This is a genomic window from Parazoarcus communis SWub3 = DSM 12120 (genome assembly GCF_003226565.1).
GTDB classification, from domain to species: Bacteria; Pseudomonadota; Gammaproteobacteria; order Burkholderiales; family Rhodocyclaceae; genus Parazoarcus; species Parazoarcus communis.
In genome coordinates, this window is record NZ_QKOE01000001.1 from 434,773 (window position 1) to 448,229 (window position 13,457).

Genomic DNA, 13,457 nt, shown 5'->3' on the forward strand with positions numbered 1-13,457 from the left:
GAAAGAGACAGCACGCACCCCATGCTAGACTTATTCTCCCAAGGCAGCTCAACGACCGCGACATGGACCTGATTGACCGTATTTCCCGCCAGTTCGAAGACAGCGCCCAGACCAAGCTCGGCGCCATCGAGTGGATGGCCGCTCCGATCGCGCAGGCAATCGAAGCCATGACCAGCAGCCTCATCAATAACGGAAAGGTCCTGGCCTGCGGCAATGGCGGGTCGGCCGCCGACGCGCAGCATTTTGCCGCCGAACTGGTCAATCGTTTCGAGATGGAGCGTCCGCCACTGGCCGCGGTCGCGCTAACCACCGACAGCTCGATCCTGACCTCGATCGGCAACGACTACGACTTCGTGCAGATCTTCTCCAAGCAGGTGCGAGCACTCGGCCAACCCGGCGACATCCTGCTCGCAATCTCGACCAGCGGCAATTCACCCAATGTCATCGACGCAATCGCTGCCGCACACGAACGCGAAATGCGCGTCATCGCACTGACGGGCAAAGGCGGCGGCAAGATCGGGGAACTGCTGAGCCCGGAAGACATCCATCTGTGCGTGCCATCCGACCGCACTGCCCGAATCCAGGAAGTGCACCTCCTGGTGCTGCACTGCCTGTGTGATGGCATCGATTGCCTGTTGCTTGGAGTTGAAGACTGATGAAGACCTCGCAAAACCGTCGCACCCTGCTGCTCGGCCTCGCCGGCCTGACCGCATTACCGCTGCTGCAGGGCTGCTTTCCGGTCGTTGCTACCGGCGTCGGCGCCGGCGCAATGATGATTGCGGACCGCCGTAGCTCGGGCACTTATGTGGAGGACGAAGGCATTGAATGGAAGGGGTTCAGCCTGCTGCGCGACCATTTTGGCGCACTGAATCACATCAACGTCACGGCCTACAATCGTAACGTGCTATTAACCGGCGAAGTCCAGAACGACAACGTTCGGGCCGAAGCCGAGCGCCTGATCGGCACCATCCAGAACGTCAAGGGTATCATCAACGAATTGCGCGTCGGCCCGGCCTCCTCGCTGACAGCCCGAGCCAATGATGGCCTGATCACGTCCAATGTAAAGGCTCGCTTCGTCGACGCCAACCGTTTCTCGGCGAACCACGTCAAGGTCGTGACCGAGGCAAACATCGTGTTCCTGATGGGACTGGTCACGCGCTCGGAAGCCGACGCCGCCACCGAGATCGCCCGTACCAGCCAGGGCGTCAGCAAGGTGGTCCGCGTATTCGAGATCATCAGCGACGAAGAAGCACTGCGCCTGTCAGGCGGCAGACGCCCCGCCAGTAACTGAGCGATCTGACCGGCATGCCCGCGGGACAGCGGGCGCCGGCCTGACTCAGGCTGACTGCAGGGCAGTCAGCAGGCGCTGATGAACGCCGCCAAAGCCTCCGTTGCTCATGACGAGCACATGATCCCCCTCTTCAGCCTGCGCGACGACATCCGCGACAAGCCGGTCCAGGTCATCATGGCAGGCCGCAGATTCCCCCAGTGGCGCAAGTGCCTGCGCAGCGTCCCACCCCAAGCCCTGGGTGTAACAGAACACCTTATCCGCCTGCGCAAGACTGCCGGGGAGCTGCGCCTTCATGACCCCCAGCTTCATGGTGTTCGAACGCGGCTCGAGCACGGCCAGAATCCGCCCCGCCGGATGCCTGCGGCGCAAGCCCTCGACTGTCAGAGCGATCGCTGTCGGATGGTGCGCAAAATCGTCATATACAGTGACGCCGCGCTGCACGCCACGAACCTCCAGCCGACGCTTGATGCCCTTGAACCGCGCCAGACTGCCAATGGCCTGTGAGGGCGGCACACCGACATGCCGCGCAGCCGCAACCGCAGCCAGTGCGTTTTCACGATTATGACTGCCAGCCAGTGGCAGATCGACGCTTCCGAGCAGCTCTCCAGCCAACGAAAACACGGCTTCGACATCCTCTCGCCCAACGTCTACCGACCACATCTCGCGCCGATTGAACCACTCAAGCTCCGACCAGCAGCCACGCTCGATCACGCGCTCCAGCGCGGACGAAGCCGCATTGGCAACGATACGGCCGGTACGCGGCATCGTCCGTACCAGGTGATGGAACTGCGTCTCGATCGCTGCGAGGTCGGCAAAGATGTCCGCATGATCGAACTCAAGATTATTCAAAACCAAGGTACGTGGCCGGTAATGCACGAACTTGGAGCGCTTGTCACAAAAAGCGGTGTCGTACTCATCGGCCTCGATGACAAAGAACGGCGAATCGGTCAGACGCGCAGATACACCAAAGTTCTGCGCCACACCGCCGATCAGGAAACCGGGATTGAGTCCGGCATCCTCCAGCATCCAGGCGAGCAAGGACGAGGTGGTGGTCTTGCCGTGCGTCCCCGCGACCCCCAGCACCCAGCGCCCGGCAAGCACATGCTCCGCCAGCCACTGCGGCCCCGACACATAAGGCAGGCCACGATCGAGAATGGCCTCCAGCAATGGATTGCCACGCGAGATCGCATTGCCTACCACGAATACATCCGGCGCAAGCTCGAGCTGAGCCGGATCAAAGCCTTCGGTCAGCTCAATACCCTGCTCCTCGAGCTGACTGCTCATTGGCGGATAGACATTGGCATCGCAACCGGTGACCTTGTGACCGGCCGACCGTGCCAACAGCGCCACCCCGCCCATGAAGGTACCGCAGATGCCAAGGATGTGGATATGCATGAGAACTCCAGAAGAGCACGAAGCGGATCAAACCCGCCCGTGTAGAATGGGCGGCATTCTACCCGATGGCACCAGCGCCACTGCATTCATGCCCCCCCACGGCAACACTCCGAGATTCAATACCCTGCGGCGGGAAATCGCCGCCTTGGCTGCCCGCATGATGGCCGAAGACGGCATCAGCGATTTCGGTTTCGCCAAACGCAAGGCGGCGCGTCAATTGGGCGCCAGCGAATCTGAAGCCCTGCCCACAAACGCCGAGATCGAAGCCGAACTGCGCGCCTGGCAGGCGCTGTACCAGGATGAGGAGCAGGCCGAGCGACTGCATGAGATGCGGGCCGCGGCGGTGGACATCATGCGACTGCTGGCTGATTTCCGTCCTTACCTCACGGGCGGCGCGCTGGACGGCACCGCGGGTCGCTATTCAGAGCTGGAAATCGAACTGTTTCCCGAAAGCGCCAAGGAAGTCGAGATCTTTTTCCTCAACCAGGATCTTGCCTACATTCATCGCGAGCCGCGAAAGCCCGCTCCCGGCGCACCCGAGGCCGTGCTCAGCCTCGACTGGGACGACATCCCCGTGCGACTGTCCATTTACCCGGCAGGCGCCGAACGAGCAGGCCGGCGCCATCACCAGGAACGTGCCCGCCTGCCGCAAGTCGAAGCTCTGCTCAAACCCGCAACCACCACAGAATGAACCGCTACGCACAATACGCGCTGATCGCCCTCGTCGCCGCCCTTGCTGGTGCGGCTGGCTACATTACCAGCCAAAGCACGGCGGCGCCGTCGAAACCCGCCCCGGTCGTGGCCAGCGGAGCGACCGAGGCCCTGCTGGCACTGAACCTGCCAGACCTTGCCGGCCAAACGCAAGCCATGTCGCAATGGCGCGGCAAGGTCATCGTGGTCAACTTCTGGGCAACCTGGTGCCCCCCTTGCCGCAAGGAGATTCCTGACTTCGCTGCAGCCAGCCGCACTTTCGAACACGCACCGGTACAGTTCGTCGGCTTGAGCATCGATACGGTCGAAAAGGTGCAGGCATTCAAAGCCGAGTTTGCCGTACCTTACCCTTTGCTCATTGCATCCTCTGACGTGATGGGGCTCGCCGCCGGCTTTGGCAATGTTGCCCAGGGCCTCCCATTTACCGTCATCATCGATCGCAGCGGCACGACCCGCGAAGTCAAGCTTGGCACCTTGAAACAGGACGAACTCGAGCGCAAAATCCGCGCACTGCTCGACGAACAAAACTGAGCTTGCAGCGAGGCGGCTGGACAAATTGACGCGAATTGCGGCAAACTCGCGGCCAAGTCACGCTAAGTTGCGGTCTGACTTCAGCCTCACCCTACAATCGGATTCGGACCTGGAGCCCTCATGTACCGATCTCACCCCCTTCGGCGGATCCCGGCCCATGCGCCACCGTCGAGATGATCGTCGCCTGCATCGCTCCTGAAACCCGGCGCTCGATGCGCCAAGACCGAAACCGCCCCCTAGCGTCCCCAACGGGAAGATAATTCGCCATCCACATCGGCAGCCCTACCGTGGGCGTCGTATTGTCCGGAGTAAAGCATGGATCTGCGCAAACTCAAGAAACTGATCGACCTCGTCCAGGAATCGGGAATTTCCGAACTCGAAGTCACCGAGGGGGAGGAGAAAGTCCGGATTGCCAAGCACCTGGCAGCCCCCCAGCAGATGACCTATGTGCAGCACGCACCGCAAGCGGCGGCTCCGGCGGCGGCTGTGACCGTGAGCACCGAACCCGCTGCCGACGCACTGCCGGACGGACATGTGGTCAAGTCGCCGATGGTCGGCACCTTCTACCGAGCCTCGGCGCCCGGAGCAAAGCCCTTGGCCGAAGTGGGTCAGAGCGTCAGCGAAGGCGATCGTCTGTGCATCATCGAGGCCATGAAGCTGATGAACGAGATCGAGGCTGACGCCAGTGGCACGATCAAGGCCATCCTGGTGGAGAACGGCCAACCGGTCGAGTATGGTCAGCCGCTGTTCGTGATTGGTTGAGCACCATGTTCGAGAAGATCCTGATTGCCAACCGGGGCGAGATTGCCCTGCGGGTGCTGCGCGCCTGCCGTGAGCTCGGCATCAAGACCGTCGCCGTGCACTCGGAGGCGGACACCGAAGCCAAGTACGTCAAGCTTGCCGACGAATCGGTCTGTATTGGCCCGGCACCCTCCGGACTGAGCTATCTCAATGTTCCGGCGATCATTTCGGCAGCAGAAGTCACCGATGCCGAAGCCATTCACCCTGGTTATGGCTTCCTGTCAGAAAACGCCGACTTCGCCGAACGCGTGGAACAGTCCGGCTTCGTCTTCATTGGCCCACGCCCGGACACCATCCGCCTGATGGGCGACAAGGTGTCCGCCAAGGACGCCATGAAGGCGGCGGGCGTCCCCTGCGTACCCGGCTCGGACGGCGCACTGCCCGAGGATCCGAAGGAGATCGTCAAGATCGCCCGCGCTGTCGGCTACCCGGTGATCATCAAGGCAGCCGGCGGCGGCGGCGGACGTGGCATGCGGGTGGTTCACACGGAAGCCGCCCTGCTCAATGCCGTGACCACCACCCGTTCCGAGGCGCAGGCCGCGTTCGGCAACCCGGTCGTGTACATGGAAAAGTTCCTCGAGAACCCGCGGCATGTCGAGATCCAGGTCATGGCCGACCAGCACGGCAATGCCGTTTATCTGGGCGAGCGCGACTGCTCCATGCAACGCCGTCACCAGAAGGTCATTGAAGAAGCGCCTGCACCGGGCATCGACCGCAAGCTGATCGCCAAGATCGGCGAGCGCTGCGCCGAAGCGTGCCGCAAGATCGGCTATCGGGGCGCGGGGACCTTCGAATTCCTGTACGAAAACGGCGAGTTCTACTTCATCGAGATGAACACCCGTGTTCAGGTCGAACATCCGGTCACCGAGATGATCACCGGTATTGACATCGTGCAGACTCAGATTCGCGTCGCGGCGGGTGACAAGCTGTGGTTCCGCCAGCGCGACATCGAGTTCCGTGGCCATTCGATCGAGTGCCGGATCAACGCCGAAGACCCGTTCAAGTTCACGCCCTCTCCGGGCAAGATTACCAACTGGCACACCCCTGGCGGCCCGGGCATCCGCGTAGACTCACATGTTTACAACGGATACACCGTCCCTCCCCATTACGACTCGATGATCGGCAAGCTGATCTCGTACGGCGACACCCGCGAACAGGCCATCCGCCGCATGCGCATCGCACTCTCCGAGATGTCGGTCAGCGGCATCAAGACCAATATCGCGCTGCACCAGGAATTGATGCTTGATGCCCGCTTCATTGAGGGCGGCACCAGCATCCATTACCTTGAGCACAAGCTCGCCGATCGCGGCGAAGTCAAGGCCGGCTGAACGGAACAACCATGTGGATCTCCGTCACCCTGCAAGCGGACGATGACAAGGCTGAAGCACTCTCCGAAGCCCTGATGGAGAGTGGTGCGCTCTCGGTCTCGATCGAAGATGCCGACGCCGGCACCGAGGCGGAAACGCCTCAGTTCGGCGAACCGGGCCACCTGCCCACCGGCCTGTGGGCGCACAGCCGCGTGATTGCGCTCTTCGACGCCGATGCCCCCCTCGAACCCATGCTTGCCGAAGCGGCTACAGCAGTGGGACTGGACACGGTACCGCCCTACACCACCGAGTCCATCGCCGAGCAGAACTGGGTGCAGCTCACCCAAAGCCAGTTCGACCCGATCCGCATCACCGACCGGCTGTGGATCGTCCCATCCTGGCATGATGCGCCGGATCCGGCTGCCATCAACATCGAACTTGACCCCGGCATGGCCTTCGGCACCGGCTCACACCCCACTACCCGGCTGTGTCTCGAGTGGCTCTGCAACACTGTACGGGCAGGACAATCCGTGCTCGACTACGGCTGCGGCTCAGGGATTCTCGGCATTGCGGCCGCGCGACTCGGCGCTGGCCATGTGCTGGGGGTCGATATCGACGAGAAAGCGGTTGAAGCCGCGCAGGACAATGCTCGGCGCAACCGCGTCGACATGCAGGTTCAGCACTCTGGCAAGACCTTGAACGAGACCTTCGACATCGTTGTCGCCAATATTCTGACCAACCCGCTGTGCGTACTGGCGCCGGCAATTGCCTCGCGCATTGCACAAGGCGGCCGGGTTGCACTGTCCGGCGTCCTCGAGCAACAGGCTGATCAGGTCATCGAAGCCTGGGCTCCGTATGCCCGGTTGCACGTCGGCGCGACGCTCGACGGCTGGGTCCGGCTGGAAGGTTGAACACCCCATGATGCTGACCCGTTGCCCGGCCTGCCAGACGGTTTTCCGGCTGCGTGCCGAGCAACTTCGGGCGCGCCGTGGCGAGGTGCGCTGTGGCCACTGCTTTCACCCCTTCAATGCCCTGGAGCATCTGGTAGAGACGCGCGAAGCACCAGCATCGACACCGCAGCAAACGGTGGAGGAGGCCACGCAAGCCGCGGCACCAGGCCCCGAAGCTCGCACCACAACCGAGCCTGCCCACGCGCCACCGATCGCGACATCGCTCGAACTCGAGCAACAGACGCCACCGTTGTCCAAGCCCGAGCCCGAAGCACAAGGGCCTGACTCAACAATTGACCTGGACTTCTTCGACCTCGGCCCTGCAATCAGCAGCGCAGGCGTTGATCCCACACCAGAACCCTACCCTCCCGAACCCGCAGTGCCGCCTGTTGCGCCGCAAGTCCCAGCTGACACGGCCTCCTCCGCCCTGCTCAACGACCTCGACTTCGACATTCCGACGGAGCTTGGTCGAGACCCACAATCCGACGGCAGTACCAGGTCGGGCTCAAGTTTCATTCCGCGCCAGCAAGAGCCGACGCTGGACGAAATCGACTTCTCCAGCTTCTTTGACGTCCCGACGCCACCACCGGCGGAAACGCGCACCGAGCCTCTGCGCCCGACGGTCGCGCCACTGGCCTTTCCCTCGCTGGACAGGGCGACGGAAGACCTCCTCTCCGCCACTCGGGAACCGACTGACAAGCAGGCCCCTTTCGCGCTGCACCCCACCCCCTCAGACGAAGTATCAGAGCCTGCAGAAGTTCGCCTGCCGGGCGTAATCCGGTCCGAACGCAAACCAGCCTCCGCGGACGCTGACCGTGGTGACACACACCCTGCGCCAACACCGATCGTCGAGGAGAGGGCCGAATCACGGGATGCATCACGCGTCGAGCCGTCCGCACATCTGCATCACACGAACAACGAAGTCGAAACCGATCCACCCGCCCTGTCACTTCCTCCCCTGACAGCAACAGCACCGGATGTTCAGCACCTGGACCGCATCTACGGCAAGACCGGCGGGCGAAGCAACGCGCAACGCACGCTTTGGGGACTGACGCTCGGGCTGCTTGCTGGCTGCCTGCTTACGCAAGGCATCTACCTGTTCAGGACCGATCTCACCCGGGCCCTGCCCGGGCTGCGGCCACTACTGGTTTCAGCCTGCAATGCGCTAGCATGCGAGGTGCCCCTGCCACGGGAAGCCGACAAGATTGTCATCATTGCTTCCGACCTGCAATCCGAACCAGGTCGCCCGGGACGCTTCATCCTGCATGCGACGGTCCGGAATCAGGCCGACTTCCCGCAGGAATGGCCCCACCTCGAACTCACGCTGACCGATGGTGCTGATACCCCGGTCGCACGCCGAGTACTCAGCCCGCAAGAATGGATTGCCGCCGACAAGCTGAGTTCGGCCTTCGCAGCACGTGGCGACATTGCACTCAGGCAGCCATTGTCGGTCACCGATCTGAACCCGACCGGTTACCGGGTGTACGTCTTCTACCCCTGATACACCACCGTCACTGCCCCGTCACGCCGGGCTGACATACTCCCGGCGCGGCGCCTCCCCGGCCAACCAGAAACATCTTCATGAACTCAACAAAAAACCCACACCCTTCCCCGGAAAGCCCTTTCAAGGGCAAGACTGGTCTTGTCAGGGTTTGGAACGCATTCGGATATTCGCTGGCCGGGCTGAAGGCAGCCTTCCGCCTGGAAGATGCTTTTCGCCAGGAGTGCCTGCTTGCCGCCATTCTCATTCCGGCCGCACTGTTCGTGCCAACCAACGGTACCGGCAAGGCATTGCTGATAGGCAGCACCTTGCTGGTGCTGATTGTCGAACTGCTCAATTCGGCGATCGAAGCAACTGTCGACCGTGTGTCGCTCGAGCACCATCAATTGGCAAAACGCGCCAAGGACATCGGTAGCGCCGCCGTTCTGATTGCACTGGTCAATCTGGCAGCGGTATGGGGACTGGTCCTGTTCGCCTGAGTTCGCGCCCTCATCAGCGGGTGACCCGGGTCGTGCCTCCATCACGCAGGATACGAACCCGCTCACCCGGCAGGAAGCGCTCTCCCTGATCGGCCTGGACGACCGCAAGATACTGACCATTTTCCAGCCTGACTGTCAGCTCCACGCCTTGGGTGCGGGTCACACCCTCCTCAATGGCAGCACCGGCCAGGCCACCGGCCACCGCGCCGACCACGGCGCCGATGGCCGAGCCACGGTCACCGCCAACCGAACTGCCGGCAATGCCGCCCACCGCTGCGCCGGCAACCGTACCGACCGGCGACTTGGTACCCTCGATCAGCACAGGACGAACCGATTCCAGGGTGCCGAACTGCACCACCATCGCCCGTCGGGCTTCGTCGCGGGAGTAGGTCGCCCCACCCTGCCCGGAGGCACACGCGCCCAGTGCGAAGACCGCCACCAAAGCAAGCCCCCAGGCCCGCCAGCCGCAGCACGATTTCACTCCGTCCATGGTTCCTCTCCAAATGCATCCGCATGGATGCGGGCAATATCCTTGCGGCTGGGTCGATGATTCTGACCACCCCGGTGGCCGATCTTGATGGCGCCCATCACTGCGGCGAGCTGACCACTACGCAGCCAGTCCCAACCGTTGGCAATGCCATAAAGGAGCCCCGCCCGGTAAGCGTCGCCACATCCCGTAGGGTCGACAAGCTGATCGACCTTCACAACCGGCACCTCGATACGTTGCCCACCGGCATGGATGACCGAGCCGCCCGCCCCCAGTGTGACCACCAGCGCATCCACCCGCTCAGCCAACTGTTCGACGGAAAGACCCGTCTTGTCGCTCATCAGACTCGCTTCGTAGTCATTGACCGTGCAATAGCGGGCGAGGTTCAGGCAATGCAACAACTCCTCACCAGACAGGATGGGCAGGGCCTGCCCCGGATCGAAGACAAAGGGCACACCGGCCTCGGCGAACCCTGCGACATGACGCAACATGCCGTCCCTGCCATCCGGCGCGACGATGCCCAGCGTGGCGCCGGTCGCATCAGCCACCTGGTTCAGGTGAGAATGCATCATCGCACCCGGGTGGAAGGCAGTGATCTGGTTATCGTCGAGATCCGTCGTAATGAAGGCTTGTGCGGTATAGGTACGCGGCACGGTCAGCACATGATCCTGACGCAAGCCCAGATCATCGAGACGCTGTCGGTAGGCCCCAGCATCATCACCGACGGTGGCCATGATCAGCGGGTCAGCGCCCAGCAGATGAAGGTTGTAAGCGATATTCCCGGCACAGCCACCAAATTCACGCCGCAAATCCGGTACCAGAAAGGAGACATTCAGGATGTGGATCTGCTCGGGCAGGATATGGTTCTTGAAACGGTCGTGAAAAACCATGATGGTGTCGTAAGCCATCGAACCACAGACAAGAATGGACATGACTGCCCCTGCAAAGGTTTAAACCCCGCATTATAGGCACCCACTCGATAAACAGGTTCAGCCTGGCAGAAGAGCAGGACACACGTACCGTCAGCACATGCCTGAGCCTGCATCCTGAATGGGCCGCCACCGGGTCGAGCCGAACGCTCAGACCCCCGCGCGTTTAAGACGAGGTGGCGGCAGCACGCGCGCCTCGTGCGCGTCGACCACGCCCTCCATGATACCGGCCAGCTGACGCGCAATGGCACTCCACTCTGCATCAAGCACACTGGGTCGGGCATGCTGCGCAAGACCATTTAGCAAACTCCGGTCGCCGCCCACGCGCACGACAGCCTCGATGAAAGCAGCTTCATCCCCTGGCTTGGCCAGCCAGCCGTTATGACCGCTGCGGACACGCCCCGCAGCCGCAGCGTAGTCGAAGCCGATCACCGGCAGACCACTGGCCAGGGCCTCGGTCGTCACGTTCCCAAACGTTTCGGTGAGGCTTGGAAACATGAACAAGTCGGCCGAAGCATAATGCGCAGCAAGATCCTCGCCGGTCCGCATGCCAGCAAACACGAACGCCGGGTGTGCCGCCTGCAGGGCCCCTCTGGCAGGGCCATCCCCAACGAACAGCATCCTGGCGTCGGGTACGTTCTGCCGCAGCGCTTCAAAGGCGCGTACAGCCAACGCCAGATTCTTCTCTGGTGCAATCCGTCCAACCACGGTCACGACCAGCGTACGATCGTTCGCCCCCCAGGACGCACGCAGTGCCGACGAGCGGTGCACTGGCGAAAACAGACGCGTATCAACGCCGCGGGCGACCACCTCGACCCGACGGATGCCACGCTCGGTCAGATGTGCGGCAAGCTCGGCAGTCGGCACAAGGCACACCGCACCTTTGTTGTGGAAGCGGCGCAGATAGGCCTCCACCGGCTGCTTGAGCCACCCCATGCCGTAATAGCGGCTGTAACTATGAAAATTGGTATGAAATTCGGTGACGACCGGCAAGGACAGCTTGCGTGCTGCTGCCACTGCGGACCAGCCCAGCGGCCCTTCCGTCACCACCTGAACCAGATCGGGTCGCCTCAGCGTCCACATCCGCTGCAAGGCATGACGTGCGGGCAAGCCCATCTTCAGGTGACTGTAGCGGGGAATCGGCAAGCCGCGCGCGAGCACTTCCTCAAAGTCGCGCCCATTGACCGCCTGATCCGCCACACCCTGGCGGGGCCGCACCAATTGCACCCTGTGCCCTAATCCCAGCAGGCCCTCCACGATGCGCCCGGTCGTCATGGCGACGCCATTGACTTCGGGCGGATAGGTTTCGGTCACCACGGCGACGCGCAACTGGCGCGCCGAACGGGACAGATTCTGCAGGGAAAGTGGCGTCTCCATGTCTGCGCATGCTGCCCCCCACGCAAGTCAGGCCGATGACCGTGCAATGAAGGATGGATGACAGGTCAGCCTTGGCGGAGCACGATTCCCGCCCCCTTTGCTGGCCGACCAGGCCGCTGAGCCGTATGATCGCGCTTTCCGCCCTTCCGGAGTGTTCATGGATACCGCAACGCCGAATGCTGAGGATGGCTTCGACCTCGACCCGGTCGAAGTTCGTGTACTGGGGGTATTGATCGAAAAGGCCTTCATCACGCCAGACAGCTATCCGCTGTCAATCAACGCCCTGACAGCGGGCTGCAATCAGCTGACAGCGCGCGAACCGGTCATGGCGCTTGGCGAGCGCGATGTGCAGGACGCGATCGACCGTCTCTGCGCCAGGCGACTGGTGACCAAACGTGACCAATCCGGCGCACGGGTGGCCAAATACGAGCATCAGGTCCGCCTGCGCTATTCACTCCCGCCTCCCGAACAAGCCGTACTTTCAACGCTGCTACTACGTGGTGCGCAGACACCGGGCGAAATCCGCTCACGTTGCGAACGGCTACACCGGTTCGACGACACCCAGGCCATCGAGGCCGTGCTCGAACACCTGTCCGACAAGTTCCCCCCCATGGTCGCGGCACTGCCACGTGCGCCCGGCACCAAGGAGATCCGCTACATGCACCTGATGGGTGGTCATGCGGCCCTCCAGGAGGCCATCGAAGCGCAATCCGCCGGCGCAAACGGCGGTGGCAGCCGTGGCCGGAATGCGGAACTCGAGGACGAAGTAAGGCGTCTGCGGGAGGAGCTCGAGGCTCTCAAGCTCGACTTTGCTGCCTTTCGCCGTCAATTCGAATAAACGCCTCACCACCACACCCACTCATGCTCGAGCATCCACAATTCGATCCCGTCGCCCTCGCGCTTGGCCCCGTCAGCATCCACTGGTATGGCCTGATGTACCTGCTGGCCTTCACCCTGTTCGTCGTGCTTGGCCGCATCCACGCCCGGCGCAGGCCAGAGCTGGGATGGACGCCGCAACACATTGACGACTTGCTGTTCTATGGCGTGCTCGGTGTCATCCTGGGTGGCCGCCTGGGTGAGGTCTTGTTCTTCCAGCCCGCCTACTATCTTGCTCACCCGCTCGAGATCCTGGCGGTCTGGAAGGGCGGCATGAGCTTTCACGGGGGATTCCTCGGCGTGCTGCTGGCCATGTGGCTATATGGCCGCAAGCATGGCAAGAACTTCTGGCAGATCACCGATTTCATCGCACCGCTGGTACCCACCGGGCTGGCTGCAGGGCGGATCGGCAATTTCATCAATGGCGAGCTCTGGGGCCGACCCACCACCCTGGACCTCCCTTGGGCCATGATTTATCCATGGGTGGACGCACTCCCGCGCCACCCCTCGCAGCTCTACCAGGCGGCCGGAGAAGGCTTGCTGCTATTCATCATCCTGTGGCTGTTCTCCGCCCGATCACGGCCCACCGGCGCAGTCTCCGGCGCATTTCTTGCCGGATACGGCAGCTTGAGATTTGGTGCCGAGTTCTTCCGCACGCCCGACCCTGGCATTTTTGGCACCCTGACGCTTGGCCTGTCCACCGCCCAGTGGCTTTGCATTCCAATGATCCTGTTTGGCGTATGGCTGCTCACCCGCACAAAAGCAGGGCAAATGTCATGAATCACAACCCATTTGCACCCCCCGTTCCATTCATCCGCGATA

The 13,457-nt window shown here is 62.4% G+C and carries 15 protein-coding genes; 11 read left to right on the plus strand and 4 right to left on the minus strand.

Annotated elements, in window-relative coordinates:
• The first annotated feature begins 62 nt into the window (after positions 1–62).
• The gene (locus DNK49_RS02045; protein WP_110522635.1) at positions 63–656 is read left to right on the plus strand and encodes a phosphoheptose isomerase; all 594 of its coding nucleotides are present in this window, start codon (positions 63–65) and stop codon (positions 654–656) included.
• Positions 656–1,291, plus strand: coding sequence for a BON domain-containing protein (locus DNK49_RS02050; protein ID WP_110522636.1), 636 nt, complete (start codon positions 656–658; stop codon positions 1,289–1,291). The genes DNK49_RS02045 and DNK49_RS02050 overlap by 1 nt, the downstream gene beginning before the upstream one ends.
• 45 nt (positions 1,292–1,336) lie before the next feature.
• On the opposite strand, the gene mpl is transcribed toward DNK49_RS02050, so the two are convergent.
• Complete coding sequence (gene mpl / locus DNK49_RS02055; RefSeq protein WP_110522637.1) at positions 1,337–2,686, minus strand: UDP-N-acetylmuramate:L-alanyl-gamma-D-glutamyl-meso-diaminopimelate ligase; 1,350 nt, start codon at positions 2,684–2,686, stop codon at positions 1,337–1,339.
• 157 nt (positions 2,687–2,843) lie between these two features.
• On the opposite strand from mpl, the gene DNK49_RS02060 reads away from it, so the two are divergent.
• The 7 genes from DNK49_RS02060 (at position 2,844) to DNK49_RS02090 (ending at position 8,966) form a co-directional block, all read left to right on the plus strand.
• The gene (locus DNK49_RS02060; protein ID WP_243632229.1) at positions 2,844–3,377 is read left to right on the plus strand and encodes a hypothetical protein; all 534 of its coding nucleotides are present in this window, start codon (positions 2,844–2,846) and stop codon (positions 3,375–3,377) included.
• Positions 3,374–3,928, plus strand: a complete 555-nt coding sequence (locus DNK49_RS02065; protein WP_110522638.1) for a TlpA family protein disulfide reductase — start codon at positions 3,374–3,376, stop codon at positions 3,926–3,928. Before DNK49_RS02060 ends, DNK49_RS02065 begins: the two co-directional genes overlap by 4 nt.
• 315 nt (positions 3,929–4,243) lie before the next feature.
• Positions 4,244–4,690 carry an acetyl-CoA carboxylase biotin carboxyl carrier protein gene (gene accB, locus DNK49_RS02070; RefSeq protein ID WP_110522639.1) on the plus strand — a complete coding sequence of 149 codons (447 nt, stop codon included), beginning with the start codon at positions 4,244–4,246 and terminating at the stop codon, positions 4,688–4,690.
• A gap of 5 nt (positions 4,691–4,695) precedes the next feature.
• A complete protein-coding gene (gene accC, locus DNK49_RS02075) occupies positions 4,696–6,057 on the plus strand; it encodes an acetyl-CoA carboxylase biotin carboxylase subunit (protein ID WP_110522640.1) in 1,362 nt (453 codons plus the stop codon).
• A gap of 11 nt (positions 6,058–6,068) precedes the next feature.
• On the plus strand, positions 6,069–6,947 hold the full coding sequence (gene prmA / locus DNK49_RS02080; RefSeq protein ID WP_110522641.1) for a 50S ribosomal protein L11 methyltransferase: 879 nt from the start codon (positions 6,069–6,071) through the stop codon (positions 6,945–6,947).
• Positions 6,948–6,954: 7 nt separating this feature from the next.
• Positions 6,955–8,487, plus strand: coding sequence for a DUF3426 domain-containing protein (locus tag DNK49_RS24045; RefSeq protein WP_165843251.1), 1,533 nt, complete (start codon positions 6,955–6,957; stop codon positions 8,485–8,487).
• Between the two features lie 80 nt (positions 8,488–8,567).
• Positions 8,568–8,966: a diacylglycerol kinase gene (locus DNK49_RS02090; RefSeq protein ID WP_110522642.1), complete on the plus strand. Its 399-nt coding sequence runs from the start codon at positions 8,568–8,570 to the stop codon at positions 8,964–8,966.
• Between the two features lie 13 nt (positions 8,967–8,979).
• On the opposite strand, the gene DNK49_RS02095 is transcribed toward DNK49_RS02090, so the two are convergent.
• The 3 genes from DNK49_RS02095 to DNK49_RS02105 all read right to left on the minus strand — a co-directional run bounded on the left by DNK49_RS02095 (position 8,980) and on the right by DNK49_RS02105 (position 11,759).
• The gene (locus tag DNK49_RS02095) at positions 8,980–9,456 is read right to left on the minus strand and encodes an outer membrane lipoprotein (RefSeq protein ID WP_110522643.1); all 477 of its coding nucleotides are present in this window, start codon (positions 9,454–9,456) and stop codon (positions 8,980–8,982) included.
• Complete coding sequence (locus DNK49_RS02100) at positions 9,444–10,385, minus strand: carbohydrate kinase family protein (protein ID WP_110522644.1); 942 nt, start codon at positions 10,383–10,385, stop codon at positions 9,444–9,446. The genes DNK49_RS02095 and DNK49_RS02100 overlap by 13 nt, the downstream gene beginning before the upstream one ends.
• A gap of 147 nt (positions 10,386–10,532) precedes the next feature.
• Complete coding sequence (locus DNK49_RS02105) at positions 10,533–11,759, minus strand: glycosyltransferase family 4 protein (RefSeq protein WP_110522645.1); 1,227 nt, start codon at positions 11,757–11,759, stop codon at positions 10,533–10,535.
• Positions 11,760–11,916: 157 nt separating this feature from the next.
• Between DNK49_RS02105 and DNK49_RS02110 the strand changes: the two genes are divergently transcribed.
• Complete coding sequence (locus tag DNK49_RS02110) at positions 11,917–12,597, plus strand: YceH family protein (protein WP_110522646.1); 681 nt, start codon at positions 11,917–11,919, stop codon at positions 12,595–12,597.
• Between the two features lie 23 nt (positions 12,598–12,620).
• Positions 12,621–13,415, plus strand: coding sequence for a prolipoprotein diacylglyceryl transferase (gene lgt, locus DNK49_RS02115; protein ID WP_110522647.1), 795 nt, complete (start codon positions 12,621–12,623; stop codon positions 13,413–13,415).
• Positions 13,416–13,457: the final 42 nt, after the last annotated feature.

Excerpts from the sequence above, each read along its gene's own strand:
- DNK49_RS02095 (WP_110522643.1), bottom strand. The coding sequence starts at position 9,456 with ATGGACGGAGTGAAATCGTGCTGCGGCTGGCGGGCCTGGGGGCTTGCT.
- DNK49_RS02050 (WP_110522636.1), top strand. The coding sequence starts at position 656 with ATGAAGACCTCGCAAAACCGTCGCACCCTGCTGCTCGGCCTCGCCGGC.
- lgt (WP_110522647.1), top strand. The coding sequence starts at position 12,621 with ATGCTCGAGCATCCACAATTCGATCCCGTCGCCCTCGCGCTTGGCCCC.
- DNK49_RS02090 (WP_110522642.1), top strand. The coding sequence starts at position 8,568 with ATGAACTCAACAAAAAACCCACACCCTTCCCCGGAAAGCCCTTTCAAG.
- DNK49_RS02110 (WP_110522646.1), top strand. The coding sequence starts at position 11,917 with ATGGATACCGCAACGCCGAATGCTGAGGATGGCTTCGACCTCGACCCG.
- DNK49_RS24045 (WP_165843251.1), top strand. The coding sequence starts at position 6,955 with ATGATGCTGACCCGTTGCCCGGCCTGCCAGACGGTTTTCCGGCTGCGT.
- DNK49_RS02065 (WP_110522638.1), top strand. The coding sequence starts at position 3,374 with ATGAACCGCTACGCACAATACGCGCTGATCGCCCTCGTCGCCGCCCTT.
- mpl (WP_110522637.1), bottom strand. The coding sequence starts at position 2,686 with ATGCATATCCACATCCTTGGCATCTGCGGTACCTTCATGGGCGGGGTG.
- DNK49_RS02100 (WP_110522644.1), bottom strand. The coding sequence starts at position 10,385 with ATGTCCATTCTTGTCTGTGGTTCGATGGCTTACGACACCATCATGGTT.
- DNK49_RS02060 (WP_243632229.1), top strand. The coding sequence starts at position 2,844 with ATGATGGCCGAAGACGGCATCAGCGATTTCGGTTTCGCCAAACGCAAG.
- DNK49_RS02105 (WP_110522645.1), bottom strand. The coding sequence starts at position 11,759 with ATGGAGACGCCACTTTCCCTGCAGAATCTGTCCCGTTCGGCGCGCCAG.
- prmA (WP_110522641.1), top strand. The coding sequence starts at position 6,069 with ATGTGGATCTCCGTCACCCTGCAAGCGGACGATGACAAGGCTGAAGCA.
- DNK49_RS02045 (WP_110522635.1), top strand. The coding sequence starts at position 63 with ATGGACCTGATTGACCGTATTTCCCGCCAGTTCGAAGACAGCGCCCAG.
- accB (WP_110522639.1), top strand. The coding sequence starts at position 4,244 with ATGGATCTGCGCAAACTCAAGAAACTGATCGACCTCGTCCAGGAATCG.
- accC (WP_110522640.1), top strand. The coding sequence starts at position 4,696 with ATGTTCGAGAAGATCCTGATTGCCAACCGGGGCGAGATTGCCCTGCGG.